Source organism: Arthrobacter sp. WCS2018Hpa-7 (genome assembly GCF_031843805.1).
GTDB lineage: Bacteria > Actinomycetota > Actinomycetes > Actinomycetales > Micrococcaceae > Arthrobacter.
Window position 1 is genome coordinate 1 of sequence record NZ_JAVTJB010000031.1, and the last position, 23,864, is coordinate 23,864.

18 protein-coding genes are annotated in these 23,864 nt (G+C 64.2%); 9 read left to right on the top strand and 9 right to left on the bottom strand.

Features of this window, described 5'->3' with window-relative positions; genetic code table 11:
- Positions 1 to 104: 104 nt before the first annotated feature.
- Positions 105 to 758 carry a TetR family transcriptional regulator C-terminal domain-containing protein gene (locus RQH14_RS21540; protein ID WP_311215157.1) on the bottom strand — a complete coding sequence of 218 codons (654 nt, stop codon included), beginning with the start codon at positions 756 to 758 and terminating at the stop codon, positions 105 to 107.
- Positions 759 to 841: 83 nt separating this feature from the next.
- On the opposite strand from RQH14_RS21540, the gene RQH14_RS21545 reads away from it, so the two are divergent.
- From RQH14_RS21545 to RQH14_RS21555, 3 genes are all read left to right on the top strand, one after another.
- Positions 842 to 1,900 carry an agmatine deiminase family protein gene (locus tag RQH14_RS21545; RefSeq protein ID WP_311215158.1) on the top strand — a complete coding sequence of 353 codons (1,059 nt, stop codon included), beginning with the start codon at positions 842 to 844 and terminating at the stop codon, positions 1,898 to 1,900.
- The gene (locus RQH14_RS21550) at positions 1,900 to 3,618 is read left to right on the top strand and encodes an amidase (RefSeq protein WP_311215159.1); all 1,719 of its coding nucleotides are present in this window, start codon (positions 1,900 to 1,902) and stop codon (positions 3,616 to 3,618) included. The genes RQH14_RS21545 and RQH14_RS21550 overlap by 1 nt, the downstream gene beginning before the upstream one ends.
- Positions 3,619 to 3,719: 101 nt before the next feature.
- On the top strand, positions 3,720 to 4,085 hold the full coding sequence (locus RQH14_RS21555; protein ID WP_311215160.1) for a hypothetical protein: 366 nt from the start codon (positions 3,720 to 3,722) through the stop codon (positions 4,083 to 4,085).
- A gap of 433 nt (positions 4,086 to 4,518) precedes the next feature.
- Here RQH14_RS21555 and RQH14_RS21560 read toward each other — a convergent pair whose 3' ends face one another.
- The 6 genes from RQH14_RS21560 to RQH14_RS21585 form a co-directional block, all read right to left on the bottom strand.
- A complete protein-coding gene (locus tag RQH14_RS21560; protein ID WP_311215161.1) occupies positions 4,519 to 6,267 on the bottom strand; it encodes a beta-galactosidase in 1,749 nt (582 codons plus the stop codon).
- A gap of 17 nt (positions 6,268 to 6,284) precedes the next feature.
- A complete protein-coding gene (locus tag RQH14_RS21565) occupies positions 6,285 to 6,983 on the bottom strand; it encodes a DUF624 domain-containing protein (protein WP_311215162.1) in 699 nt (232 codons plus the stop codon).
- A gap of 5 nt (positions 6,984 to 6,988) precedes the next feature.
- Positions 6,989 to 7,930, bottom strand: a complete 942-nt coding sequence (locus RQH14_RS21570) for a carbohydrate ABC transporter permease (protein WP_091552267.1) — start codon at positions 7,928 to 7,930, stop codon at positions 6,989 to 6,991.
- Entirely contained in the window at positions 7,930 to 8,856 is a 927-nt protein-coding gene (locus RQH14_RS21575; RefSeq protein WP_089596338.1) for a carbohydrate ABC transporter permease, read from the bottom strand. Before RQH14_RS21575 ends, RQH14_RS21570 begins: the two co-directional genes overlap by 1 nt.
- Positions 8,857 to 8,970: 114 nt before the next feature.
- The gene (locus RQH14_RS21580) at positions 8,971 to 10,251 is read right to left on the bottom strand and encodes a sugar ABC transporter substrate-binding protein (RefSeq protein ID WP_311215163.1); all 1,281 of its coding nucleotides are present in this window, start codon (positions 10,249 to 10,251) and stop codon (positions 8,971 to 8,973) included.
- 58 nt (positions 10,252 to 10,309) lie between these two features.
- Positions 10,310 to 11,323 carry a hydroxyacid dehydrogenase gene (locus RQH14_RS21585; RefSeq protein ID WP_311215164.1) on the bottom strand — a complete coding sequence of 338 codons (1,014 nt, stop codon included), beginning with the start codon at positions 11,321 to 11,323 and terminating at the stop codon, positions 10,310 to 10,312.
- Between the two features lie 164 nt (positions 11,324 to 11,487).
- Between RQH14_RS21585 and RQH14_RS21590 the strand changes: the two genes are divergently transcribed.
- From RQH14_RS21590 to RQH14_RS21605, 4 genes are all read left to right on the top strand, one after another.
- Positions 11,488 to 13,461 carry a heparinase II/III family protein gene (locus RQH14_RS21590; RefSeq protein ID WP_311215165.1) on the top strand — a complete coding sequence of 658 codons (1,974 nt, stop codon included), beginning with the start codon at positions 11,488 to 11,490 and terminating at the stop codon, positions 13,459 to 13,461.
- The gene (locus RQH14_RS21595) at positions 13,458 to 14,609 is read left to right on the top strand and encodes a LacI family DNA-binding transcriptional regulator (RefSeq protein ID WP_311215166.1); all 1,152 of its coding nucleotides are present in this window, start codon (positions 13,458 to 13,460) and stop codon (positions 14,607 to 14,609) included. Before RQH14_RS21590 ends, RQH14_RS21595 begins: the two co-directional genes overlap by 4 nt.
- Positions 14,609 to 16,519 carry a DUF2264 domain-containing protein gene (locus RQH14_RS21600; protein WP_311215167.1) on the top strand — a complete coding sequence of 637 codons (1,911 nt, stop codon included), beginning with the start codon at positions 14,609 to 14,611 and terminating at the stop codon, positions 16,517 to 16,519. The genes RQH14_RS21595 and RQH14_RS21600 overlap by 1 nt, the downstream gene beginning before the upstream one ends.
- Positions 16,520 to 16,727: 208 nt before the next feature.
- Positions 16,728 to 17,528 carry a GNAT family N-acetyltransferase gene (locus tag RQH14_RS21605; RefSeq protein ID WP_311215168.1) on the top strand — a complete coding sequence of 267 codons (801 nt, stop codon included), beginning with the start codon at positions 16,728 to 16,730 and terminating at the stop codon, positions 17,526 to 17,528.
- A gap of 59 nt (positions 17,529 to 17,587) precedes the next feature.
- On the opposite strand, the gene RQH14_RS21610 is transcribed toward RQH14_RS21605, so the two are convergent.
- Positions 17,588 to 21,064: a discoidin domain-containing protein gene (locus RQH14_RS21610; protein WP_311215169.1), complete on the bottom strand. Its 3,477-nt coding sequence runs from the start codon at positions 21,062 to 21,064 to the stop codon at positions 17,588 to 17,590.
- A 248-nt stretch (positions 21,065 to 21,312) separates the two neighbouring features.
- On the opposite strand from RQH14_RS21610, the gene RQH14_RS21615 reads away from it, so the two are divergent.
- Together RQH14_RS21615 and RQH14_RS21620 are read left to right on the top strand one after the other, a co-directional pair.
- Entirely contained in the window at positions 21,313 to 21,975 is a 663-nt protein-coding gene (locus RQH14_RS21615; protein ID WP_311215170.1) for a GntR family transcriptional regulator, read from the top strand.
- Positions 21,972 to 23,144, top strand: a complete 1,173-nt coding sequence (locus RQH14_RS21620) for an MFS transporter (RefSeq protein WP_311215171.1) — start codon at positions 21,972 to 21,974, stop codon at positions 23,142 to 23,144. The genes RQH14_RS21615 and RQH14_RS21620 overlap by 4 nt, the downstream gene beginning before the upstream one ends.
- Here RQH14_RS21620 and RQH14_RS21625 read toward each other — a convergent pair.
- Positions 23,141 to 23,854: a WYL domain-containing protein gene (locus RQH14_RS21625; RefSeq protein WP_311215172.1), complete on the bottom strand. Its 714-nt coding sequence runs from the start codon at positions 23,852 to 23,854 to the stop codon at positions 23,141 to 23,143. The two genes, RQH14_RS21620 and RQH14_RS21625, sit on opposite strands and share 4 nt — an antisense overlap.
- Positions 23,855 to 23,864 lie beyond the last annotated feature (10 nt).

Here is a 23,864-nt window from a genome sequence, read left to right on the forward strand (position 1 = left end):
AACTCGCGTTTGGGTGGGCTGACCTAGGTGCTGGGGTGAGCGAACCCCGGGCCGCGCCCACCATTCCATCGGTGGTTCGAAGGCGCCAGCGTGCACCTCGTGCGCTAACTCGCGTTTGGGTGGGCTGACCTAGGTGCTGGGGTGAGCGAACCCCGGGCCGCCCCCACCATTCCCTCCACCGCACGGGCGAGGTGGGTGCCGCGATCGTTGACTCCGTCCCAGCGGACCAAGGCCTGCGCGTTCAGGCCGTCCACCATGCCGAGGATCTGCCAGGCTACGGCGGCGGCATCGGAAACGTTGAACGCTCCGGTCGCGTTCCCGTCCTCCACTACTCCCTGGAAGACGTTCTGCCAGGCGTCCATTTGCTCCCGGACCGAGGCGGCCAGTGCTTCGTTGCGGCGCCCCAGGGTCCAGGCCTCCACCCAGATGGCCGTGACGTCCAGCCTGCTGTTGTCCAAGAGGGTGTCCACCAGCAGGCCAAGCCGTTCGGAGGGTCCTGGACGTTGGCTCAACATGCCTGCAACTTCTTGTGTTTCCGCGGCCACGATGGTGGCGAACGTGCTGGAAACGAGCGCGTCCATGTTGGGCTGATAGTGCGCAACCAAGCCTGAAGCGACACCGACGCGGGCGGCAACATTGCGCAGCGTGAGTGCGGTGAGACCAGCCTCGAGGGCGATCTCGCGGGCGGCTTCTGTGATTTCTGCGGCGCGCTCGGCCGGCGACTTCCGGAGCGCGCGCTTCTGTGGAGTGCTTGACATCAAAGACCAGTCTAGATTACTTTTGCAGCATTGTTGATCGTATGATCAACAGGAGAATTGAACTGAAGACGAAGGAGTCACCCATGGCTTGGAGAATGCCGGCCGAAACCGCACCGCATGAGCGTACCTGGATGGCGTTCCCCCGCACCGGCGTGACGCTGGGCGACGACGCCGCCTCGGCCGAAGAGGCTTACGCGGCCTGGACCGCCGTCGCCCATGCCGTGGCCGAATTCGAACCGGTCGCCATGGTGGTGGACCCCAGTGAGCGCCAACGCGCCGCCCGCATGCTGGGCAGTGGCATCGAGCAGCTCGAGGCGCCGTTGGATGAGTTTTGGATGCGCGACGTCGGACCCACCTTTGTGCTGGACAATGAACGTCCCGGCGTGCTTGGCGCCGTGGACTGGATCTTCAACGGCTGGGGCGCTCCGGCATGGTCCGAGTGGCAGAAGAGTGCCGGCATGGGCCGCTTTGTCGCGGAACAGTCCGGTGCCGAACTGGTCAGCTCCCTCCTGGTGAATGAGGGCGGCGCCATCCACGTGGACGGCGAGGGAACCGTGCTGGTCACCGAAACAGTGCAGTTGGATCCGGGCCGGAACCCCTTTGCAGACAAGGCCGCAGTTGAGGCCGAACTGGCCCGGACCATCGGCGCCACCAAGGTCGTTTGGGTTCCCCGCGGACTGACCCGCGACTACGAGGACCTGGGCACCCGCGGCCACATCGACATGGTGGCCACCCTCCCCACTCCCGGCCGTATCCTGCTGCACTCCCAAACCAATCCTGAGCACCCGGACTTTGAGGTCAGCCGCACGCTCCAGGCATTCCTGGAGACGCAGACAGACGCGGCGGGCAAGCCCTTCGAGATTGTGCCGCTGCCCGCGCCGGAAACGCTCCGCGACGACGACGGCTTCGTGGATTGGAGCTACGTCAACCACCTCGTGGTCAACGGCGGCGTGATCGCCTGCGGTTACGGCGAAGAACGTGCCGACTCCCTCGCGGCGGAAATCCTTGCCGAGGCCTACCCCGGCCGCCGCGTAGTCACCGTGGACGCCCGGCCCATCCTGGCCCGCGGCGGGGGCATCCACTGCATCACCCAGCAGCAGCCTCGTCTCAGCGGGGCGCAGTTCGCCGGAGGTACAGCGTAATGGCCCGCTTCGAAGTCGTTGAAGCCTCCATCGCGCAACTGCGCGAGGCACTGGAGGCAAGGGAGGTGACCAGCGAACAGCTCACCCAGTCATACCTCGACCGCATCGAGGCCTATGACCGCACCGGCATCAAGCTCAACGCGCTGGTGGTCATGAACCCCGAGGCTCTGGCGGAGGCCCGGGCCTCGGATGAACGCCGGGCGCAGGGGACTGTTTGGGGTCCGTTGGACGGTATTCCCTATACAGCCAAGGACAGCTACCTGGCCAAGGGGCTCACTGCCGCTGCCGGCTCTCCGGCCTTCGAGAATCTGGTGGCACAGCGGGATGCGTTCACCATCGAGCGCCTTCGGGACGCCGGCGCGGTGCTGATCGGCCTCACCAACATGCCCCCCATGGCCAACGGCGGCATGCAACGTGGCGTCTATGGCCGCGCCGAAAGCCCCTACAACGCGGACTTCCTGACGGCCGCGTTCGGTTCCGGTTCCTCCAACGGCTCCGGCACCGCGACGGCGGCCAGCTTCGCGGCCTTCGGCCTGGGCGAGGAGACCTGGTCAAGTGGCCGCGCACCGGCGTCGAACAATGCTCTGTGCGCTTACACGCCCTCGCGCGGCGTCATCTCTGTGCGCGGCAACTGGCCGCTGGTCCCCACCATGGACGTCGTGGTTCCGCACACCCGCACCATGGCCGACATGCTGGAACTACTGGACGTGATCGTGGCCGACGACGCCGAGTCCCGCGGTGATTTCTGGCGCGCGCAGCCGTGGGTTCAGATCCCGAAGTCGTCGGAGGTCCGGCCGGAGTCCTACGTGGCGCTCGCTTCGGAAGCGCTCGACGGCGGAGGATTGGCTTTGCGGGGCAAGCGCCTCGGTGTGCCGCGCATGTACGTCAACGCGGACCCTGATGCCGGAACCAGCACACAGCCGGGAATTGGCGGGCCCACCGGGCAACGCATCGAGACGCGGGCTTCCGTGATTGACCTGTGGGAGGCCGCCAAGCGGGACCTTGAGTCAGCTGGCGCTGAAGTTGTGTTGGTGGACTTCCCGGTGGTCTCAAACTACGAAGGCGACCGACCCGGGGCACCCACCGTCGCCACCCGAGGCCTGGTCAGCTCCGGGTACCTCAAACGTGAAATCGAGGACCTCTCAGCCTGGGCATGGGACGATTTTCTGCGCGCCAACGGCGACCCATCCCTGAACCGGCTGGCCGACGTGGACGGCGCGATGATCTTCCCGCATCCGAAGGGCGCCTTGGCGGACCGCTACACCGGATTCGACGACCATATTTCCGGTTATCCCCGGCATGTCCGTGAGCGCGGCGTATCCAGCTTCACCGAAATTCCCGAGCTGGAAAGCGGCGCGTGCGGCCTGGAGGAGACACGCCGTGTAGACCTTGAGGAGTGGATGGACGGCCTCGGGCTGGATGCTGTCCTGTTCCCGGCGGCAGCAGACGTGGGACCCGCAGACATGGACGTGAACCCGGCCTCCGCAGACCTCGGCTGGCGCAACGGTGTGTGGGTGGCCAACGGAAACCTTGTTCCAAGGCACCTCGGCATCCCCACGGTGACCGTGCCGATGGGAACCATGGCGGACATTGGCATGCCCGTGGGCCTTACCTTTGCGGGCCGGGCGTACGACGACACTGCCCTGTTGACGTTGGCTGCGGCCTTCGAAGCAACGGGTTCGCGTCGTACGGTGCCGCCCCGGACGCCGGCGCTGTAGGGCATTCGATAGCGGATTCGACGGCGGGCAAGCCGGACCTAATGCGTGACCGGGCCCCGGCTCTGATTACAATCAAAGGGACGTCGACCACTGAGGGAATCATGAAGAAACTCACCACTGTCCTGATCGCCGCCGGGCTCATTGCCTCGGCATCCGCTTGTTCCGCCCAGCAGCAGCTGACCACCGCGGAAACCTGTGACCGCGTTGGCGTCGCCGCAGCCGGCATCCCCCAAAGCCCGAGCCAGACCGCCACTATCCGTGCGGCCAACGCCATCAGGCCCATCGAACCGGTAGCATCCACTGAGATGAAGCCGGTGGTCACCGCCATCTTGGAATTCCTCGACGAGCAGGGCAAGGACGAGCCTACCGACGCCGCGCAGAAGAGCGAGCGTGAAGCCAAGTTGGCTGAGCTCAATGCATCCTTCCAGGAAGCCGGTGCCAAGTACGGCGAGCTCTGCCGCGGCTAATGACGCCCGCGCGCAGAACACACAGTCGCTGAACACACGGTCGCTGAACGAACAGGGCCGAACACGCGATCGCTGAACGAACAGGGCTGAACACACTAAAAGGGACCGGTTGAACAACCGTTCCCTTTTGTGTGCCGCAAACCGTCTCTCACGTCCCGTTCCTTAATTCGGGACCGTCTCTCACATCCCGTTGCCCAATTCGGGACCGTCTCTCACTTTCCTGAAGAAAGTGAGAGAGGGTTACCGGGAAGGGCGTGGGATGTGAGAGACGGTTGGGGGGAACACCCTTGGGATGTGAGAGACGGTTCGCTTTTAGCAGGTGGGATGTGAGAGAGGGTTACCGGGAAGGGCGTGGGATGTGAGAGACGGTTCGGTTTTAGCAGGTGGGATGTGAGAGACGGTTCGGTTTTAGGAGGTGGGATGTGAGAGAGGGTTACTTTTCGTCGGGACCAAGGTCAGGCCCGACGGCGAAACTCACCTCGCATGTCGCGCTTCCGTGGAGTTCCAGGATGGCGAGCTCGTTGGCACCTTCGCGGATCAGGGGACCGGGAACGTACAGGGTGCGCTGCGGTCCGCGGCTCCAGTAACGGCCAAGGTTGAACCCGTTCACGAAAACAACACCCTTGGTCCAGCCTTCGAGGCGGAGGAATCGGTCTCCCGGGCCTCCGGCGTCGAAGGCCGCGAACGAAACAGACGGACCAGCCACACCGGCAGACGCGGCACCACGAGGAAGATCAACCACTGCTGACCGGAAAGCCTCCAGTGAACCCAGGTCAACCGCGCCGACGTCCCAGTCCAGAACCTCCACGCCGTTCAGCAGCGCAGGCCCCATCAACCCCTTGGCTTCGCCGATCCTCTGACCGTAATTCACGCGGCCTTGGTCCTCCAGGAGAACCTGCAGACGGCCACCGCCGGGGATGACAACCGAGCGCTCGCCCAGTTCCCGGCTCAGCACCCCCACGGGCACGCCGTCCAGGAAGAACTGTGCCCTGTCACGAACCTCCGTGAAGGACAGCACACCTCCGGCAGTAAGCGAGGTTTCGTAAAGATAGAAGCCCCGGTACTGCCCGGTCACTTCGACGGGCGGAACGGTTCCACCCACCAAAGACGTAGACACAGAAGTGAGCACAGGCGCCGTCGAAGATACCGCCACAACAGAAGCCGGAACGGACGCCCGGAGAGCCGGCACCTCGGCTGGAACCGGGAAATGCTTGGCAATGACGTCCCGGAATGCGAAGTACTTGGCCGTCGGCTGCCCATCTTCGGAGAGGGGCGCATCGTAGTCGTACGACGTGATGGTGGGCTCGTAGATGCCCTTGTCGTTGGCACCGTTGGTGAAGCCGAAGTTGGTACCACCGTGGAACATGTAGATGTTCACCGAAGCCCCGGCAGTCAGCAGGGCATCGAGTTCGGCGGCGGAAGCAGCCGCGTCGGTGGTGTGGTGGTGGGTTCCCCAGTTATCGAACCAGCCGTTCCAGAACTCGGCGCACATCAGCGGTCCGGTAGGCTGCCGTTCCCGCAGGAAGGCCAGCCGCTCATCAGCACGGGAACCAAACGTCGCGGTCTTGTGCAGTTCGGGCAGTGAGCCGTCCTCGATCATGGTCCCGAACGGCTGGTCGCAGGTGAAGAGCGGAACATCAACGCCCGAGCGCTTGGACAGGTCCACCAGGTGCTGCAGGTACTCCTTGTCGTTCCCGTAAGCGCCGTACTCGTTCTCAATCTGGAACATGATCACTGGACCGCCCTGCGTGATCTGGCGGGGCACCACCAAAGCCAGCACGGCTTCCATATAGGAAGAGACGGCGGCGAGATAGCCGGGTTCGCTGCTGCGGACACCCACGGTGGGGTCGGTGAACAGCCACGCGGGCAATCCTCCGTTGTCCCATTCGGCACAGATGTAGGGGCCGGGCCGGACAATGGCCTTCATCCCGGAAGCGGCCACCAGGTCCAGGAATCTCCCAAGATCAAGCCCGCCGTCGGCAACAAAAGCGCCCGGAAAAGGCGAGTGCTCGTTCCACGGCACGTAGGTTTCGATGGTGTTCAGCCCCATCAGCCGGGCCTTGTGGATCCGGTCCGCCCACAGATCGGGGTGAACCCGGAAATAGTGGATGGCACCGGCGAGGATGCGGAAAGGCTCGCCGTTCAGGAGGAAGTCCTGATCGCCGATTTCGAACGTGTCCAAAGAAAGTCCTAACAGTTTTACGGAGTACGCAGCACGGCGTGGAAAGCGTACGAGGCGTTGCTCCAGATCACGAACAGCAACGGTGCCGGCGCCAACGCGATACCCAGGACCGGCTGCATCACGGCGGCGGACACGATGATCCCCAGCAGGATCAGCATGGCCAGGCTGAGGTACCAGCGCTGCGCCACCAGATAAAGCGAAGCCTTGAAGATGCTTTTCAGCTTCGTCTCAGGCAGAAGCACGACGCCGGCAACCGCCGTGACGGAGAGGCTCACCGTCACGGCGGCTGCTACGACAATCAGCGGCACCAAAACAGCCGCACCGGGAAGGGTAGAAGCGTTGTTCTGGATGACGGCAAGGTCCACGCCGAGGAACAGCAGCAGCGCCACGGCACCCACGCCGAGCAGTGCGGCTTTCGCGAAACTGCGCTTGTATCCCCGAAGGAAAGCGGCAACCGGCTTGACCGCGCCGCCGTCGTCGTTCAAGGCTTTGAAGGCGGCGAAGATGCCGGCGAGCGACGGCGCGATGGTGACCGACAGCGCCAGGAAGAATGGCCACGCAGAAGCGGGGTCGGCCACCAGCGAAAGGCTGAGGACCAGCGGAGCGTTGGCCACGGCGAGCAATGCGTTGCCGGCCAGGAAGGTGTAAATGAACCCGAAAATACTCCCGAAGGTCTCGAATCCTGGCCCGGCCCACCGCCGCGGTTTAGCGCTCACACTACTCATCCTTTCATCCCGCTGGTCGCGATGCCCTGGATGAAGTAGCGCTGGCCGATGAGGAAGATGATGAGGATCGGGATCACGGAGATCACGGAGCCGGTCATGATCATGGCGTACTCAGCGTCGAACTGGCCCACGAAGGACCGCAAGCCCAGTTGGACGGTCCAGAGGCGGTTGGACGTGAGGTAGATGAACGGACCCATGTAGTCGTTCCACGTGTTCACGAACGTGAGCAGCGCCAGACTGGCGAGGGCCGGCTTGGACAGGGGCAGGATGACGCGGGCCCAGATGCCGTATTCGCTCAGGCCATCGATGCGGGCCGCTTCGCAGAGTTCGTCCGGGATGGTCATATAGTACTGGCGCATCAGGAACACGCCGAACGCACCGAAAGCCTGCAGGAGAATCAACGCGTTGAAGCTGTTGGTCAGGCCAAGGTTCTGCATCATGATGTACTGCGGCACCATGTAGGCCTGCCACGGAACGGCGATGGTGCCGATGTATGCGAGGAACAGCACGTCGCGGCCCGGGAAGCGGACCTTGGAGAAACCATAGGCGGCCAGCGAGCCCGTGAGGACCTGCAGGCAGGTGATGATGACGGCGAGGTACAGGGAGTTCTGCAGGTAGCCCATCATGGGGATACGGGTCCAGATGTCCGTGTAGTTGCTCCACACGAACTCTTGCGGAATCCACTGGATGGGAACCGTGAGGACCTGGTTGTTCTCCTTCAACGACGAGGAAAGCATCCAGATGAACGGCACCATCAGCGCCGCCACCAGGACCACCAGGACACCGTAGATCACGATGTTCGCGGTCCGCTTCTTCTGCTCGCGCGGGGAGCGTTTGCGGTCAGTACGACGGCGGTCTTCCGCAGTAGGTGCGCCGTTCGGGAGCGGCGCCGCGTCCGTCACATGAGTGGCTTTGAGGTCTTCGGCCATGTTGGTCATCAGCGTTCCCTCCGCTGTTGGATCTTGAACTGCAGGACGGTAACCGTCAGCACGATGATGAACAGGACCAGCGAAATGGCCGAGGAGTAACCGAACTTACCTTCGCCGATGCCCTCCTGGTAGATCAGCTGGGACAGCACTGTGGTGGAGCGGCCGGGGCCACCGTTGGTCATGACCACAATGAGGTCGAACACCTTGAAGCTGGAAACCGTCAGCATGACCACCACAAAGAACGTGGTGGGACGCAGGGACGGGATGGTGACGTTCCAGAAACGCTGCCAAGCACTGGCACCGTCAACTTCGGCGGCTTCATACAGTTCGGTGGGGATCGCCTGCAGGCCGGCTAAGTAGAGGACCATGTAATAGCCCATGTCGCGCCACACGCTGGTGATGATGACAGCCGGCATGGCCCAATCGGAACTGGAGGTCCAGCCCGGCGGGTTGGCGATGCCGATGGCACCGAGGAACTGGTTGATGGGGCCGCTGTCCGGGCTGAACAGCATGTTCCAGACGACGGCAACGGCCACCAGCGAGGTGATGTAGGGGAAGAAGATGGCAACGCGGAAGAAGCCGATGCCCTTGAGCTTGCGGTTCAGCAGCATGGCCAGGATGAGGGCCAGTGCCATGGTGAGCGGGACGTGGCCCAAGGCATAGACCAGGGTGTTCCGCAGAGCGATCCAGAAGGAGTCGGACGCGAACATCCGCTCGAAGTTGGCCAGGCCAACCCACTTGGGAGCGCTGAATGAGGTCCATTCCATGAAGGAGAGCGCGAAAGCGGCCACGACTGGAATGAGGGTGAAGGCCAGGAAGCCAAGGAAGTTCGGAAGGATGAACGTCCAGCCGATCAGCGTGTTGCGCCTGGCTTGCTTCCTGTTGCCGCGGCTGTGCACGGGGGCAGGTGCCTGGGTGATTGTTTCTGTAGTCATGATGACCGCTCCCGGCGTCGGGGGCGTTCCTCCATTTCAGGATCCGGAGAATTCAGGTCCGGTTCCGGTGCCGCGTCCAGGGACGCAGCACCGGAACCAGTTGCTTGCCTGGCCTTACTTGCCCAGGACTTCGCTGTTGACGCGCTTGCCCATCTCGGCGAGGCCATCAGTGACGGAGCGCTCGCCGACCATGATGAGGTCGTGCTCCTGGTTAAGGATCTTGTCCGTAGCGGCAGACTTGTCGCTGACGGGCATTTCCAGGGCGGTCTGATCCGGGGCGAAAGCCTTCTTGGAGAGCTCGTCGGTAGGCAGGCCGTCAAGCTTGAAGTACTCAGCGGTGACGGACTCGTTCTGCAGGGCCGGGACGACACCGATCTTGGAGATCGCCTTGGCGCCCTCTTCACCGGCAGCCCACTCGATGAACTTCTTGGCCTCATCGGAGTGGGTGGCGTTCTTGTTCACGGCGAAAGCTGTGGGCGAACCGAACGTGGTGACCTTGCCGTCGTCGTTCTTCTGCGGCAGTGGAGCCAGGCCCCAGTTGACGTTGGTCTTGCCGTCCTTCTTGGCCTGCAGGATGCCTGCCGTGTACCAGGTGCCCATGGGCATCATGGCAGCCTGGCCGGTCTCAAACATGGTGCGGTAGCTGGTCTTCTGGCTCTTGGCGGTGCCGAAGTCCAGGGTGGTGCCGGACTTCTGGAGATCCAAGGCGGTGTTGTACTGGTCCTCCATGAAACCGTAGTCGCCGCTGTTCTGGTCAGCACCGTTCTGGGCCGCTGCGATGGCCTGGACCACGGAACGCCAGATGTGGTGGTAGGTGCCGTACGTCTTCTTTCCACCGGCCTCGGTGGTGAGCTTCTTGGCGATCTCGGTGTACTTCTCCCACGTCAGGTCCTTGGGCTCCTCGATGCCGGCAGCCTTGAACAGGTCCTTGTTGTAGTACAGGAGCCAGAAGTCCTGGCGGTAGGGAGCAGCGAAGTACTTGCCGTCGATGTCGAAGGCGTCCAGGCCGGCGAGGTTGTCCTTGCCCACCTTGTCCACCACGCTGTTGATTTCCTGCAGCTGGCCGTTGCTGGCGTAACGGGAGTAGTCGATCACGTTCTTCATGGTGAGGACGTCGGTGGTGTCCCCACCGGCAAGCATGGTGGTGACTTTCTGGGGGTAGTCATCAGCCAGGATGTCCACGGGTTCAATGTCCACGTTGGGGTTGGCGGCCTCATAGCCGTCAAAGAGGGCCTTGAACTCCGGGGTGCCCTCGTAGTTCCAGACCGAGACGGTCAACCGGGTCTTGCCTTCGGCCGCCTGCGGTTCGGCGGGACCGGCAGCGCCGGCACAGCCGGTGAGTCCGAGCCCTGCAGTCACCGCAAGGGCGATTGCGGCGAGGGTTGTGCGCTTCATTGCGTTCTCCTTAGTAGGGGTTTAAGTCTGCCGCAAATGCGGCTTCTTTGTTCTGGGATTAGGCGCTGAGGCCGAGGTCTGCGTGTACCACCTGGGCCAGGAGGTCCTTGCCGGCGAGGTACCGTTCAAGGTCATCCAGTGCGGCATCGGACATCCGCCGGGTTTCGGTCCCGAGCGAACCTGCGATGTGCGGGGTGATGATCACGTTGGGGAGGTCGTACAAGGTGGACCCAGCCGGCAACGGCTCGGGTTCCGTGACGTCCAGCAGCGCCGTGATCCGGCCGGTGGCGCACTCTTTCTCGAGGGCCGCCGTGTCAACCAGCGAGCCACGGGCCGTGTTGATAAGCGTCGCGTGGTCCTTCATGGCGCTGAGCTGGGCCGTGCTGATCATGTTGCGGGTTTCAGGGAGCGCAGGTGCGTGGATGGTGACCACATCAGATACGGGCAGGAGTTCTTCCAGGGTGACCAGCTTGCCACCGGCGGCCGCTACGTCCAGCGGATCGGCGTGCGGGTCGCTTACCAGGCAGGTGACGTCCTGGAGTTGCTGGACCAGTTGGACCACCCGACGGCCGATGCGGGAGAACCCGACGACGCCGATGACCCTGCCGATGTTGCCCAGTTCGCCGCGGTCACCGATGTAGCTCCAGTCTTCCCGTTGCGTGCGGGCGTCGTTGGCCAGCACATGTGCTTTCTTGCCCGCCAGGACGATCGAAGCGAATGTGAACTCGGCCACCGGGATCGCGTTGGCGTCGGCGCCGTTGGTGACGGTGATGCCGCGATCCCACAGTTCTTCGCTGACGAAGCTACGCACTGTTCCTGCACAGTGGAACACTGCCCGGAGCTTGGGCATGCGCTCCAAACGCTCAGCGTTGAGCTGCGGCACTCCCCAGCTGGTCAGGAGGATTTCCACCTCTTCCAAACGGCCCTGCAATCCGGGTTCGTCCAGGGAATCCGTCCACGGCTGATCGCCGAGATCCACCATTCCGGACAGCCGCTCCAGTCGCGTGGAATCGAACTGGTCAGCAAAGGTTCCGCTATTCATGACCAGCAGTGCCTGGGGCTTGAGCGACATTGAGGGGATCCTCCCTTCGAAATTTTCGGCGGCCTGTTCGACCGTGATTTATGTGTTGCATCACATCTAATAATCAGTACATACTCATAAACAAGACTGTTCATTCAACTCAATCGAACTTGATCTAAAACATTCAAGATCGAACAAATGAGAGAAGAATTCCTATGGCAACCGGCACCGCCGCCGTTGAAGCGCCACATCGTTACCCGTTACTCACTGCGTGGGGCCCGTTGGCCGCAAAGGCCGCCCTCATGGAGTCGCTTCGCGGCTCCCGGGACCGCCTCACCGTTCGTCAAGCGTCCGACGCCGGATGGCAGCTCGCTGCTGACCGGCCCCTCGCGGAACTGCGCGGCCAAGCATCGGCAGAAAAGGGGAGCCCCTGGCCCCAACCGCTCGTGTCCCATTACGCGCGCTACTTCCGCGACGGCAACCGCACGGCCTACGAGGGACTTGTGGCGAGCCGGCAGCAACGCCTGACCCGCGCCGTCGTGATGGCCGCCGTGGCTGGTTCCTCTGATGACGGGTGGCTCGATGAAGTGATTGATGGCGCCTACCTCCTGTGCGAGCAAAGTTCGTGGAGCTGGGCCGCACACGACGACGTGTTCACCCGCAGCGGCGACGTGGTCCCTGACCGTTCCCGGCCGTATCTGGATCTCGGCGCCGGGGAGGTCGTGGCGCAGCTGGCGTGGCTGGACCATGTGCTGGGTTCGCGATTGGATCAGCGTGCTCCCGGGCTGCGCCGTCGCATCCGCCTGGAGACACAGGAACGGGTCATCCGGCCGTTCCTGGACCGGCTCGACTGGCACTGGCTGGGTTTGGACGGCGACGTTCACAACTGGAATCCGTGGATCCACTCGAACATCATCGCCGCGGCATTGGTCCTGATTGATGACCCTGAGTTGCAGGCGGAGGTGGTAGCCCGCTGCATTGAGGGCCTGGACCGCTTCCTCGCCTCCATTCCAGCCGACGGTGCCATCGACGAAGGCTTCGCCTATTGGTGGAACGGCGCCGGCCGGGCGCTGGAAGGTCTCGCCCTGCTGGAGGAGGCAAGCGGCGGTGTCCTGAACCCGGACCTGCCGGTAATCCGCGCCCTGGTCGCTTTCCCGCACCGCATGCACCTCGGAGGCCGCTGGTTCCTGAACGTCGCTGACGGCCCAGCCCGCGCCCACGACGGACTCCCGTGGGACATGCTGCATCGCTGGGCTGTCCGGCTGGGGGACTCCGAGGCCGCCGCGCACGCCGCCGCCTTTGCCGCCGTCGAACCCGAACCCAAAGCCGCCGCGGGCCTGGGCCGCGTCCTCACCCAACTAAGTAGCAGCACAGCGCGTTTTGAACCCTCAAAACGCGCTCAGCTGCGACCTGGTTGGGGGACGTACCTGCCGTCAGTCCAGATCATGGTGGCGCGGCAAACTCCGGGCTCATCCGACGGGCTCACCCTCGCGGCCAAGGGCGGACACAACGGCGAGCACCACAACCACCGCGACGTCGGCTCCGTGGTGGTCGCGGTGGACGGCGTGCCCCTGTTGGTCGACGCCGGCCAACCCACGTACACCGCCCAAACGTTCGGACCTGACCGGTACCAGATTCGGGCCATGCAGAGCGCCTGGCACAGCGTGCCTGCGCCGTTCGGGCTGGAGCAGGGGACCGGGTCTTCGTTCGCGGCGACCGTTCTCCAAGAGCCGACTCCCGAGGAACCCACCCTCGCGCTTGGATTGGGGGCGGCTTACGGCTTGGACCACGCTGAGCAATGGATCCGCACCTCGCTCATCAACCGGGAGCTGGGGTCCGTGGTGATTGACGACCGTTGGAACCTGCCCGAGCAGGCGCCCGAGGGAACGCACCGGCCTGAGGGAACGCCCGACGTCGATATCACCTACCTGGTTGCCGGCACCGTCAGCGTCGGTACAGACGCGACGGCGACAGTCGCGCCCGACGGTATTCCGGCTGCGGAAACCGTCAGGGGCCTGCACCTGCGCTGGAAGCCGGCCACCGCCGTCGTACTCGTGGACGAATGGCACCTCGACGATCCTCTCCTCAGCGACATCTGGGGCGAAAAACTGACCCGGCTCCGTTTCCGTATGCCCGCCGAAAACCGCGCTTCGGGCGCGTTTACCCTCACAGTGGAGGCAACATCTTGAGTTCTGAACAGACCCCGGAAGCGGGCGGCAAATCCCTCTTCTCCCTGCAACGCCGTGAACGGCTCATGGAGGAGCTGCGGGCCCATGGCGCCATCACCGTGCGCGATATTGCCGCGAAGTTGGGCGTCAGCGAGCTGACTATCCGGCGTGATGTGAACACCCTCGCCGACGAAGGACTCGTCTCCCGCGTGCATGGCGGCGCCACGCTGCCCAGCCCGTTGGACCGTTCGGTGGCTGTGGGGCGGCCGTCGGCGCACAGCTACTCGATCGGCATGGTGGTTCCGTCGCTGGACTATTACTGGCCGCAGGTGATCTCCGGGGCGCGCGGCGAGGCCGAAGCACAGAACCTCCGCATCCTGGTCCGTGGCTCCGCCTACGACGCTGCCGACAACCGCCGCCAGGTCCAGGCGTTGCTGGATACCCAGAACATCGACGGGCTGATCGTTGCCCCCGATATGGGCGGTGAGCACGGGAAGGAGTTGCTGCGGTGGCTCAATGCCCTGCCCATTCCGGTGATCCTGGCTGAACGGCGGGCGCCGTCGGAAATCCCTGCGCATCGTCTGGAGTGGGTCGCGACGGATCACTCGTTTGGCGCCGGGATGGCCGTGCGGCATCTGTGGCAGGAGGGGCATCGAATGATCGGATGCCTCACGGATTCCACCAGTCCCACCAGTCCGCATGTGGTCCGCGGTTGGAAACAGGCCCTTGCCGCGCTCAAGATTCCGCTGGAGAAGTCCGTCCATGAGGACTCTGCCAAGCTGGACAATGGCGATCGCGCCAAGCACTTCGATCACGTCCTGGACCTGTGCCGTTCCACCGGAACCACGGCCATGCTGGTGCACTCGGACACCCAGGCTGTGGCGTTCGTGCAGCACTGCGTTGACCGAGGCGTGGATGTTCCCGGCAGCATGGCGATCGTTGGTTACGACGACGAAGTTGCCTACCTTGCCGAGCCCGCCATCTCCGCGGTCCGGCCACCCAAAAGCTATGTCGGCAAAGTGGCGGTGCAGCTGATGGCTGCACGCCTGGCCGAAGGAAGGATGCGCCCCGTGCATCGTATTGACTTGAACCCCGAGCTGATTGTGCGCGATTCGTCCTTGGGCGCGCCGCGGGGGCTCGCCGGAGTTGTGTTGGAGGACTCGCTGTGATGCTTTTGCCGCCCCTGGATCACAAGCTTTCCCCTTACACCGGCCTGACCCGTGAGCACTGGTGCGCGTATGCGGATCACCTCCTGCGTTCGGCCCATCAGTTCGGCACCGACGATCACGCCAACATCCACCTGCCCGGAGCCAACAGCCGCTACGGCCCGCGAAGTGATTCGCTGGAAGCCTTCGCACGGACGTTCCTGCTGGCCTCGTTCCGGATGGCGGGCGACCCCGCCAGTACGGGCTGGATCGCCGAGTGGTACGCCGCCGGACTCGACGCTGGAACCAACCCCGCCAACCCGGACCGGTGGCCGACACCAGGTGAGCTGGGGCAGGCGAAGGTTGAGGCGGCGTCGTTGGCTGTTGGCCTGGCGCTGACCCGCGACGTCCTGTGGGACAAGCTGCCGGAGCGAGTGCAGGAGCAGCTGATTGCCTGGTTCGAAACCGTGATCGGCGAGGAATACCCGCCCATCAACTGGGTGTGGTTCCAGATTGTGGTGGAGACGTTCCTGGCATCCGTGGGCGGGCGGTATTCGGACGAAGACATCGACGCCGGACTCGCCATCCACGACTCGCTGTACCGGGGCGGTGGCTGGTTCGCGGACGGTCCCGAGCGTGCCTACGACCACTATGTGGGCTGGGCGTTCCAGGTGTATCCGCAGCTCTGGGCGTTGATGGCCCCTCATGATCCGCGCGTTGCCGCCCGCAAAACGCTCGACGGCGACCGGCTGGCTGATTTCCTGGACGACGCCGCGTTCCTTGTCGGAGCGAACGGTGCACCACTTATTCAAGGCCGGAGTCTGATCTACCGGTTCGCTGCCGCCGCGCCGTTCTGGGTAGGGGAGTTGTCCGGGCACACGCGCTTGGCCCCCGGTATGGCGCGCCGGGCAGCGTCCGGGATGCTCGACTACTTTGCCCGGCACGGCTCCATCACGAAGGACGGGTTGCTGTCCATCGGCTGGCACGGCGAGTTCGCGGGCATGAAGCAGGCCTACTCCGGGGCAGGATCACCGTATTGGGCGGCGAAGGGGATGCTCGGGCTCGCGCTGCCGGCGGATCACGCGGCGTGGACTTCCGTTGAGGCTCCTTTGCCCGTTGAAGTTGCCGACACCCAGCGGATCATCGCTGCCCCGGGATGGCAGGTGGATGGGACTCGTGCCGACGGCGTGGTCCGGATACGGAACCATGCCACGGATCACGCCGTTGCTGGTGCTGTGGTGGCTGACTCGCCGCTGTACGCGCGGATCGGGTACTCCACCCACACGTTCCCCGACCTCACGGCGGAGTCCATGGACAATGCGGTGGCGTTCGCTGATTCCGCTGGCCGGCTCACGCATCGGACGGGGTTTGAATACCTCGGCTCGTACTCCGAGGGCGGCGTTCAGGTGGGCGCTTCCCGGTTCAGCGCTCACTGGATCGAACCCGACCCCGACGCCGGTCCCGATCACGGCAGCGGGGTGGCCGGCGTTGCGACTCCAGGGCCCTCGGTCACCGTGGTGTCGGTAACGCGTGGGGCAGTGGAGCTTCGGCTGGTGCGTGTATCCGGGGCTTCGGGCGCTTTGGGGCCTGCGCTGCGGATCGGCGGCTGGCCGGTGGATGCTGCGTCTCCGGTGGTGGGCTCTGTGCATGCCGTGCCTGGGTTTGGTCTGGCCTTGGATGTATCCGGGACGTTCGTCCGCTCTGGACCCCACCCCATGGGGTCCGAACTCACCATTCCCTGGGTGGGCACTTCGGGCACCGCGCACGACGGCGACTACGCCGCCGTCGTCGTCCTCGCCGGTGACGGGGGTGCTTCGACGAATGCGCGTGTCACGTTTGTTGCCGGGGAAGGGGATGGGGAAGGTCGGTTCGTGTTCTCGGACGGTGCCTCCGTGGAGCTCTCCCGGCTGTGGCGTGCCCAAATCGGGGGTTAGCTGCGGGTTAGACGACTCCTACCAACTTGTGTGCAGCGAGCCATCGAATCGGGCACCTGGCTGGGTCGCTCTGAGGTGGGGTAGAGCGTGACAGCCCGCCCGTTTCGACGTCTAGCTGCGGGTTAGACGACTCCTACCGTCTTCTGCGCAGCAAGCCATCGAACCGGGCGACATCCGGGCGGGCCCACCCCTGCAGTAGGCTCGCGGGATGAGCCAAACCGACGATCGAGCACGCTTCCTCGCGGCATATGACCAGGACCTCCGCACCGACGCCGAGACCCCGAGCGCCCTCAAAGTGACCCAGCACGGACCCGTGCGCTTGGTGACCTTCATGAAGGGGCGGGGCTTCGTCACCTACCAGGACCTCGGTGACGCGGACTCGCAGACCATCAAGCGGCTCGTCGCTGAGTCGGTGGCCTACTTCCGCGCTGAACCTGAAATCACCAGGGTTGAATGGAAATCCCGCGGGCATGATCACGCGCCGGGTTTACACGAGGCCCTCATCGAAAACGGCTTCACCCAGGACGAACCCGAGTCCATCATGATCGGGGAAGCGAAGGCTTTGAGCACAGCCGTGCCACTCCCCGACGGCGTGACCCTACGGCAGGTCAGGGAGGAACCGGACGTGCGGGCCATGAGCGCGATGCAGGACGAGGTCTTTGGCGAGCCGGTCTCGGATGAGATGGCCGATGCCCTGCTGCGCCGTCTCTCCCTCGATGACGGGATGCAGTTGTGGGTGGCGGAGGCTGACGGACAAATCGTCAGCGCAGGACGCTTGGAGCCAGTGCCCGGCACGGCCTTCGCCGGTATCTGGGGCGGGGCCACCAGAGAAGAGTGGCGCGGCCGGGGGATTTACCGGGCATTGACGGCTCGCCGTGCCCATGCAGCACTCGAGTTGGGCAAGACCCTCATCCACAGCGATTCCACCGAATTCTCACGGCCAATCCTGGAACGCTCCGGGCTGCTCAAGGTCTCGACGACGACGCCGTACCGCTGGGTGCGTGACTAAGCCGCTCGGGCCCCCTCCCGCGCTCAGCAGGAGGAGACCCGAACCGTTACCGAGGAGACCTACTTCCCAGCCGCGAAGTAGCTCACGCACTGCCCCTGGTTCGTGAACACTGGCGACGGACTGGTCTTCCATCCATCGCTCTTGCATGCGTCCTTGCCGGTGGAAACAGTGACGCGATATTCCTTGGTGGTGCCATCCGGCGCCGTCACGGTGACTACCGCCGTCGGATCCTCAGCGGTGGGCTGCTTGACGGTCACCTTCGCGTTCGTGTCCAGCGGGTAGCCGACGACGGCGGGAGTCGCCGTCGCGGCCAGCACCCGGTAGTCGGTGGTCGGTGGGGCGAATCCGATGACGGACGCTTGGTTGACTAGGAGCCTGCCGAGGTCGGCTAGTCCGGCGTCAGCCAAACGTGAACCCGCGATGGCTACCTCGGCGATCTTGGTGTACGACGCCGTGGTCAGGAAGGAGACGCGGATGCCGCGGGTGGTCACGGGGTCGAAGCGAACTGTCGTGGGTGCAGAAGTCGAGAGTCCAGTGATGGTCCCGGCCGAAGTGTCCTTCCATGCCCCGGAGGCGTCCTGGTACTGGACCTTAAGGCTCGCCGCAGCTTTCTCCGCGGACGTCACAGCAACGGATGAAACGGTGTAGTCGCGGCTGAAACCATAGCTCAGGCTGTCACCAGCACGGCCGCCGCTCACCCAGTTGGACCAGCGGGTGGAAGCGTTGGCATCGCAGGTGTTCTTCGCGATGTAGGAGCCCTCGGTATAGCTGGCGGTCGCGGACGTGGTGGGGTCGTCCTTGCAGATGTTGCTGCTGGGAACCCGGTCCACTACCACGATGGTGAGTGTCGCGGACAGTGAGCCGGCCTTGCCAGAAACAGTCAACGAGCCGACGGTCTGCAGTGCAGAATCGGAAAGTGAAGCCCAGTCCCACACCACAGGAATTGGGTTGCGGGCGGGCCCGTTACCGATTTGTCCGGAGACCGTAGCAGGTGCCGCAGCTTGAACTGCAGCCACGGTAGAACCAACACCAACTGTCACGGATGCGGGATCTGTTGCGACGTACTGCCCAACCGTCACAGTGAGGAGCGCGTCGTCAAAAGCCTGGCCATAGGGATCGACGCCGGAACCTCGGAGGGTTACCTTGCCTTCCTTCTGCCAAACAGACGGATCAACGGCGGACCACGTCACAGCCAGCGGCCTGCCGGGACCCGCCTCATACAGCGGAATCACTGTAGAAGGAAGGGTAGGCGCAACGCCCGTGAGCGTGCTCAGTTCAACGGGCGAAACACCCAGGAGCTTCAAATCAGCGATATCCGTGAAAGCCCACGCCTGATGCGGGCTGGCCGAGGCGGTTGAGGTGGTTCCGGTAGATGAAGCAAGTGCCACGGACGTTCCAGCAGCGGTCTGGTTGCCCGAAACCTGCAAGGCAATCGCGGCACCGGCGTTCACCAGGGACCACTGCTTGCCATTCTCAGTGGTGACGATCCACTGTGCAGAAGGAGTCGCCTTGGCCTGGTCCAACGTCAGAGAAGCCAGTGTTGCCGCACCGCTCTGGCTCCCGTTCAACACGCCCCCGTTGCCGGTAAGGACCCGTCCGTCCGCGCTGGAAACAACCCACCGACGATCGTTTGATGCACCCACCGCGTTGAACGTCCACATCTGCGGAGCCACGCCTGCAGCGTCGGTGCCCAGTTCCTCAATAGAGGCCGAGCCATTCGCACGCCCGGTCAGGTACTTGCCGCTCGCCTCACCGCTGAGGTGGTAGCTGTGGCCGTCCCGCACAGGCGCGGCATCCTCTGAAACCCCACTGACGCCGTCGACGACGAACGTCACCACAGACGCAGCAGGAACCTCGAGCGTGGCGGACTTTGCCGCGGTGTCGACGGCGACTGGCGCGCCCTTGACGAGTGCGTTCTTCTCGATGTCATCCAGAGGTGACTTCGTGGTGACCACGGGAGTGACTTTGGCGCCGGGTGCGATGCTGCCGAAGCGGCTGAGGTCGATGGTGACCTTTTCCGCCGTCGGGGTGTCATTGAAGTGGACCAGCGTTGCGCCGTTGCCGTCGGCGCGGAGGGCGCTGGCGGTTTTGGCGTTGTCGTTCTGGATGAGGAAGTCGCCGGGCCGGATGTAGTGCGTGAAGTTCCGGGTGGTGTTGTATTTCTGGTTGGTCAGGACCTTGCACTTGGCTTGTTCCTGGGATGCGCCGTCGTTGATGCGGCGGTTGGAGAAGCCTTCGCGGCCTTCGTAATTGCAGTCGAAGTCGATGTAGATGGAGCCCCAGCCCTTGTCTGCCTTCTCCTGCTTGTACGTGTCCTCCACAGGCTGCCAGAAGACCCACGCGTTGGGGTCGAGCTCACGGAGATCGTTGACCATCCGGCTGGCGATTCCCAGGCCGTTGGTGATATTGGAACGGTCCCAGCCGCTGGTGGAGTCGCCGAGCACCGGGTTGCCGGTCCAGAATCCGCCCACTTCGCTCATCCACAGCGGCTTGTCCGTGGAACCGGCGAGGTCGCGGACCCGACGACGGTCGTTGGTGCCGTAGGTGTGGACGTTGAGCTGCGCAACAGCGTCCTTGGCTTCCTGGCTGTAGCCGTTCCAGTTGGTCATGAACTTGGTGGGATCCGTCTCGTCCATCGCGGAGATGACGGCGTCCGTGGTGCCCTTTTTGAGCTCAGCGGCCAGCAATTTGGTCACGCGGTCCTGGGCGGCCGGGTAGATCAGCGCACCCTCCTGCTTTTGGGTGTACGTGGTGGGCGGCTTGCCGGTGGCGGCATTGATGTCCGTACCCCAGTAACCCGAGTTCGGCTCATTGAAAGGGTCGATAGTGTCCACCGTGATGCCGCTGCCTTTTTCGAGGAGCTCGACGGCGTTCCTCATGTAGGCAGCGAACTTGGCTTCCGCTTCAGGCAGCAGATTCTCGCCCTTGTTGGTGTTGACCTGGCCGGAGACATAGCCGCTCTTGGTCATGAACCACGGAGGGGAATTGCTGAACGCTTCCCAGTGGGTGATCTGCTGGTCTGCGGCGAGGCGTTCCACCCACCACCGCTGGTTCTGATCGGCGTCGGGGTTGTAGGACGCGGGGTCGTCCGGATCCCACCCGTTCAAGAACGCGAGCTTGTTGGCCTGCGTCTTGTCCACGGTTCCGTCCGGGTTGTAAAGGTTCGACGCCGGCTGGCCGGGTTGCGCTTCGGCCACCGGCTTCCACCATCCCTCCACAGCGCTACCGTCGTTGAGGTAGTTGGCTACGTCTGAGGCATTGCCGCCGCCCACGTTGTAGCGGGCGATGTTGAGGTTGAGTCCGTCCTCCCCGAAAACCTTCTGGTACAGCTCCTCCCGGAGCTCGGGGGAGTAGCCCGCCGTCGCATTCGCGAACCACACCAGGCTGGTTCCCCATCCTTCGAACGCTTCGCCTCTGGTGGCGGGGTTCGGGGTGATGGTGACCGCTGTTGCGTCGTCTGCGTGTGCTTGTGGTGTGGTTGCGGGCATGAGTGCCAGGCCGGCGGCTGCAGTGACGGCTGCTGCCAGGACTGCCACTGGCCTTCGGATTCTTCGCGCGGAAAACGCCATGGGTGGACCTCATCGTCGGGGTTCGGGGTGATGGTGCAGGGCTTCGCGGGAAGGCCCGGCAAGCCGAGAATATGGGGCTCTCGGGAGCGTCACAAGGCACTCGAACACGCTCGTTCGTGGTCAGTCAGAAGTGGTCACAGGTGTAACAACTTTGCCCTACGCTGACCCGTGGTTGTATAGATGTATACAAGTACACCTTCCCTTGAGGCGGCAGCATGGCAGAACAACCACGAAACACGGGGGCGCACCTTGTCTACGGCGAGTTGAAGCGCCGGATCCTCAGCCTCGAACTGAAACCGGGGGAGCGCATCTACGAACCCGCCATGGCCGCTGCCTTGCAAGTCAGCCGCACGCCCCTTCGCGAAGCCATCCGCCGCCTGATTTCCGAGAGCCTGCTGGAACAGCAATCCACCGGAGGAGTCCTGGTTCCCGCGCTGGATGAGAAGGTGATTTCTGAGCTTTACGACGTTCGCGCAGCGTTGGAATCCCTGATGGCACGGGAGGCCTGCGCCAATGCCACCGCCGCGGACCTTGAAGAACTCCGCGGGCTACTTGCCCGCAATGCTGCGATGGTGGAGTTCGCCGACGAGGCCATGAAGTACGGGGTTGCCCTGCATGCTGCGATCGCCAGGATCGCTGGGAACTCCTGGGCCCAGCGGTTCCATGAGCAGATCGCCAGCCAGGTTGAGCGCTACCGGTACTTCACCAACAACGCTCCCGAACGCCGCGATGAAGCACTCGCCAATCACCGGCTCTTGGTCGAAGCGATCGCTTCAAAGGATGCGGAGAAGGCAGCCAAGGTCGCCTTCCACCATGTCATCGGCGCACGGGATGAGACCTTGCGGGTCATCTCCAGCTCCGGCCTCGTGGTCGAATGATCGGCGAACTCGGACGGCGGTCATCCACCGCACTCCTGGTCCACTCGACGCTCATCCAGGCCGTCACGTTCCTGGTCCGGCCGGCCACCACGTACCGCGCACTCGAATTGGATGTCCCCGGGTTCGCCCTTGGCCTTCTAGCCGCCAGCTACGCTGTGTTTCCCCTGCTGCTCGCCCTGCCCATCGGCGGACTGGTGGACCGCCTTGGTGAGCGTCGGCTCATGGCGATCGGGGCCGCCGTCGTACTGGGCTGTTCTGCGTTTCTGCTGTTCTGGGGGACGTCAGTCCCTGCGCTCGTAGCGGGAACAGCGCTTCTGGGGGCCGGGCAGTTGGCCTGCGTGGTGGGGCAGCAAGCGGTGGTCGCGAACAACGCGGCGTCGTCTCGCCTGGATTCTGCCTTCGGATACCTGACCTTCGCCGCGTCCCTGGGCCAGGCCTTGGGACCGTTGGCCATTTCCGTCGTGGGCGGTGCTTCCGTTCGCCCGAACACGCAGGCGATCTTCCTCCTCGCCACTGCCATGAGCTTGGTGATGTTCCTGACCACGTTCGTGATTTCTTCGAAGGTCAGCCAGGGTAGGCGCACAGCCAAGGGCGCTCCCAAGGGCAGCGCGGCCGCACTCCTCAGGACACCCGGGGTGGTCCGTGCCTTGGCTACCAGCGCCACCGTCCTGGCCGTGGTGGACCTGACCGTTGTCTACCTGCCGGCATTGGGCGCGGAGCGGGGCCTGACCGCAGCAACCGTGGGCCTTATGCTGACCGTTCGCGCCGTGTTTTCCATGGTGTCCCGGCTGGGTCTGGGCAGCGTGTCCCGCAAACTGGGGCGCATGAGGTTGCTGATCCTGAGCCTGGCGATCTCCACGGCCGCTCTGGGGGTGGCCGCCGTCCCGATGCCCGAGTGGTTGCTCTTCGTCGTGATGGCGTTCCTCGGATTGGGGCTGGGAATCGGCCAGCCCCTGACGATGTCCTGGCTCTCTGCCCAAGCGCCTGAAGGCCAGCGCGGGCGGGCCCTGGCCTTGCGGCTCGCCGGGAACAGGGTGGGCCAAGTGGTCCTGCCCAGCGTCATCGGCGTTGTGGCGGTAGGGCTCGGTGCCGCAGGCGTGTTCCTGGCATCCGCGGTTGCCGTGGGCGGGACCATGCTGCTGCTGCGGGGCGTACGGCTGGACGATTAGGCGAGCGACGGCTGATCCAACGAACCGTGCACAGGCCTGGCGTTCGCCGGAGGTTCCCCGACTTCGTGGATGGTGTGGCCGCTGCAAGCCGTCTTGGTGACGCTGGCTCGCTCAATGCGGGACACCATGAACCACCGCATGGCGTCGCGAAGTCGACACCATCCAACCAAGTACCACTGGCCATTCGTTGAGGCGAACAGTACGGGTTCGACGTCGCGGATGGTGGTGCTCCCATCTCCCGAGGTGTAGCGCATGCGGATGACCCGTTGCTCGGACATCGCCTCCTCCAGAGCCGACCTGATGGCGCGCGAGGAGAGGGGAGTCGCGTTCACCCAGACACGGCCAGCCAGGTCGTCGGCTCTTGCCCGGGTCTTGCGATCGAGGACATCCAGGATCTTCCGGATCCCGGCTGCTGCCAGATCGGCATAAGGGGCATCGGGTGCAGCGGACACGGCCGCCATGAGCGCCACGGCCTGCGCCGGGGAGAGGCTGACAGGCGGCAGGGAAGCGCCAGCGGCCAACCCGTACCCACCACCGGGTCCAGGGCGCGACCAAACGGGCGCACCACTGCTCTCCAACGCATCCAGGTCCCTCTTGACGGTGCGCACGGATACCTCGAACTCTCCCGCCAACCGCTCGGCCGAGACCCCCCGCGCTCCGCTGCGGCGCAGCAACTCGGAAAGAGCATGGAGGCGTTCTGCACGCTTCAACTGTCAGCCC

Excerpts from the sequence above, each read along its gene's own strand:
- RQH14_RS21545 (WP_311215158.1), top strand. The coding sequence starts at position 842 with ATGGCTTGGAGAATGCCGGCCGAAACCGCACCGCATGAGCGTACCTGG.
- RQH14_RS21585 (WP_311215164.1), bottom strand. The coding sequence starts at position 11,323 with ATGTCGCTCAAGCCCCAGGCACTGCTGGTCATGAATAGCGGAACCTTT.
- RQH14_RS21555 (WP_311215160.1), top strand. The coding sequence starts at position 3,720 with ATGAAGAAACTCACCACTGTCCTGATCGCCGCCGGGCTCATTGCCTCG.
- RQH14_RS21570 (WP_091552267.1), bottom strand. The coding sequence starts at position 7,930 with ATGACCAACATGGCCGAAGACCTCAAAGCCACTCATGTGACGGACGCG.
- RQH14_RS21550 (WP_311215159.1), top strand. The coding sequence starts at position 1,900 with ATGGCCCGCTTCGAAGTCGTTGAAGCCTCCATCGCGCAACTGCGCGAG.
- RQH14_RS21615 (WP_311215170.1), top strand. The coding sequence starts at position 21,313 with ATGGCAGAACAACCACGAAACACGGGGGCGCACCTTGTCTACGGCGAG.
- RQH14_RS21600 (WP_311215167.1), top strand. The coding sequence starts at position 14,609 with ATGCTTTTGCCGCCCCTGGATCACAAGCTTTCCCCTTACACCGGCCTG.
- RQH14_RS21620 (WP_311215171.1), top strand. The coding sequence starts at position 21,972 with ATGATCGGCGAACTCGGACGGCGGTCATCCACCGCACTCCTGGTCCAC.
- RQH14_RS21590 (WP_311215165.1), top strand. The coding sequence starts at position 11,488 with ATGGCAACCGGCACCGCCGCCGTTGAAGCGCCACATCGTTACCCGTTA.
- RQH14_RS21540 (WP_311215157.1), bottom strand. The coding sequence starts at position 758 with ATGTCAAGCACTCCACAGAAGCGCGCGCTCCGGAAGTCGCCGGCCGAG.
- RQH14_RS21605 (WP_311215168.1), top strand. The coding sequence starts at position 16,728 with ATGAGCCAAACCGACGATCGAGCACGCTTCCTCGCGGCATATGACCAG.
- RQH14_RS21575 (WP_089596338.1), bottom strand. The coding sequence starts at position 8,856 with ATGACTACAGAAACAATCACCCAGGCACCTGCCCCCGTGCACAGCCGC.
- RQH14_RS21580 (WP_311215163.1), bottom strand. The coding sequence starts at position 10,251 with ATGAAGCGCACAACCCTCGCCGCAATCGCCCTTGCGGTGACTGCAGGG.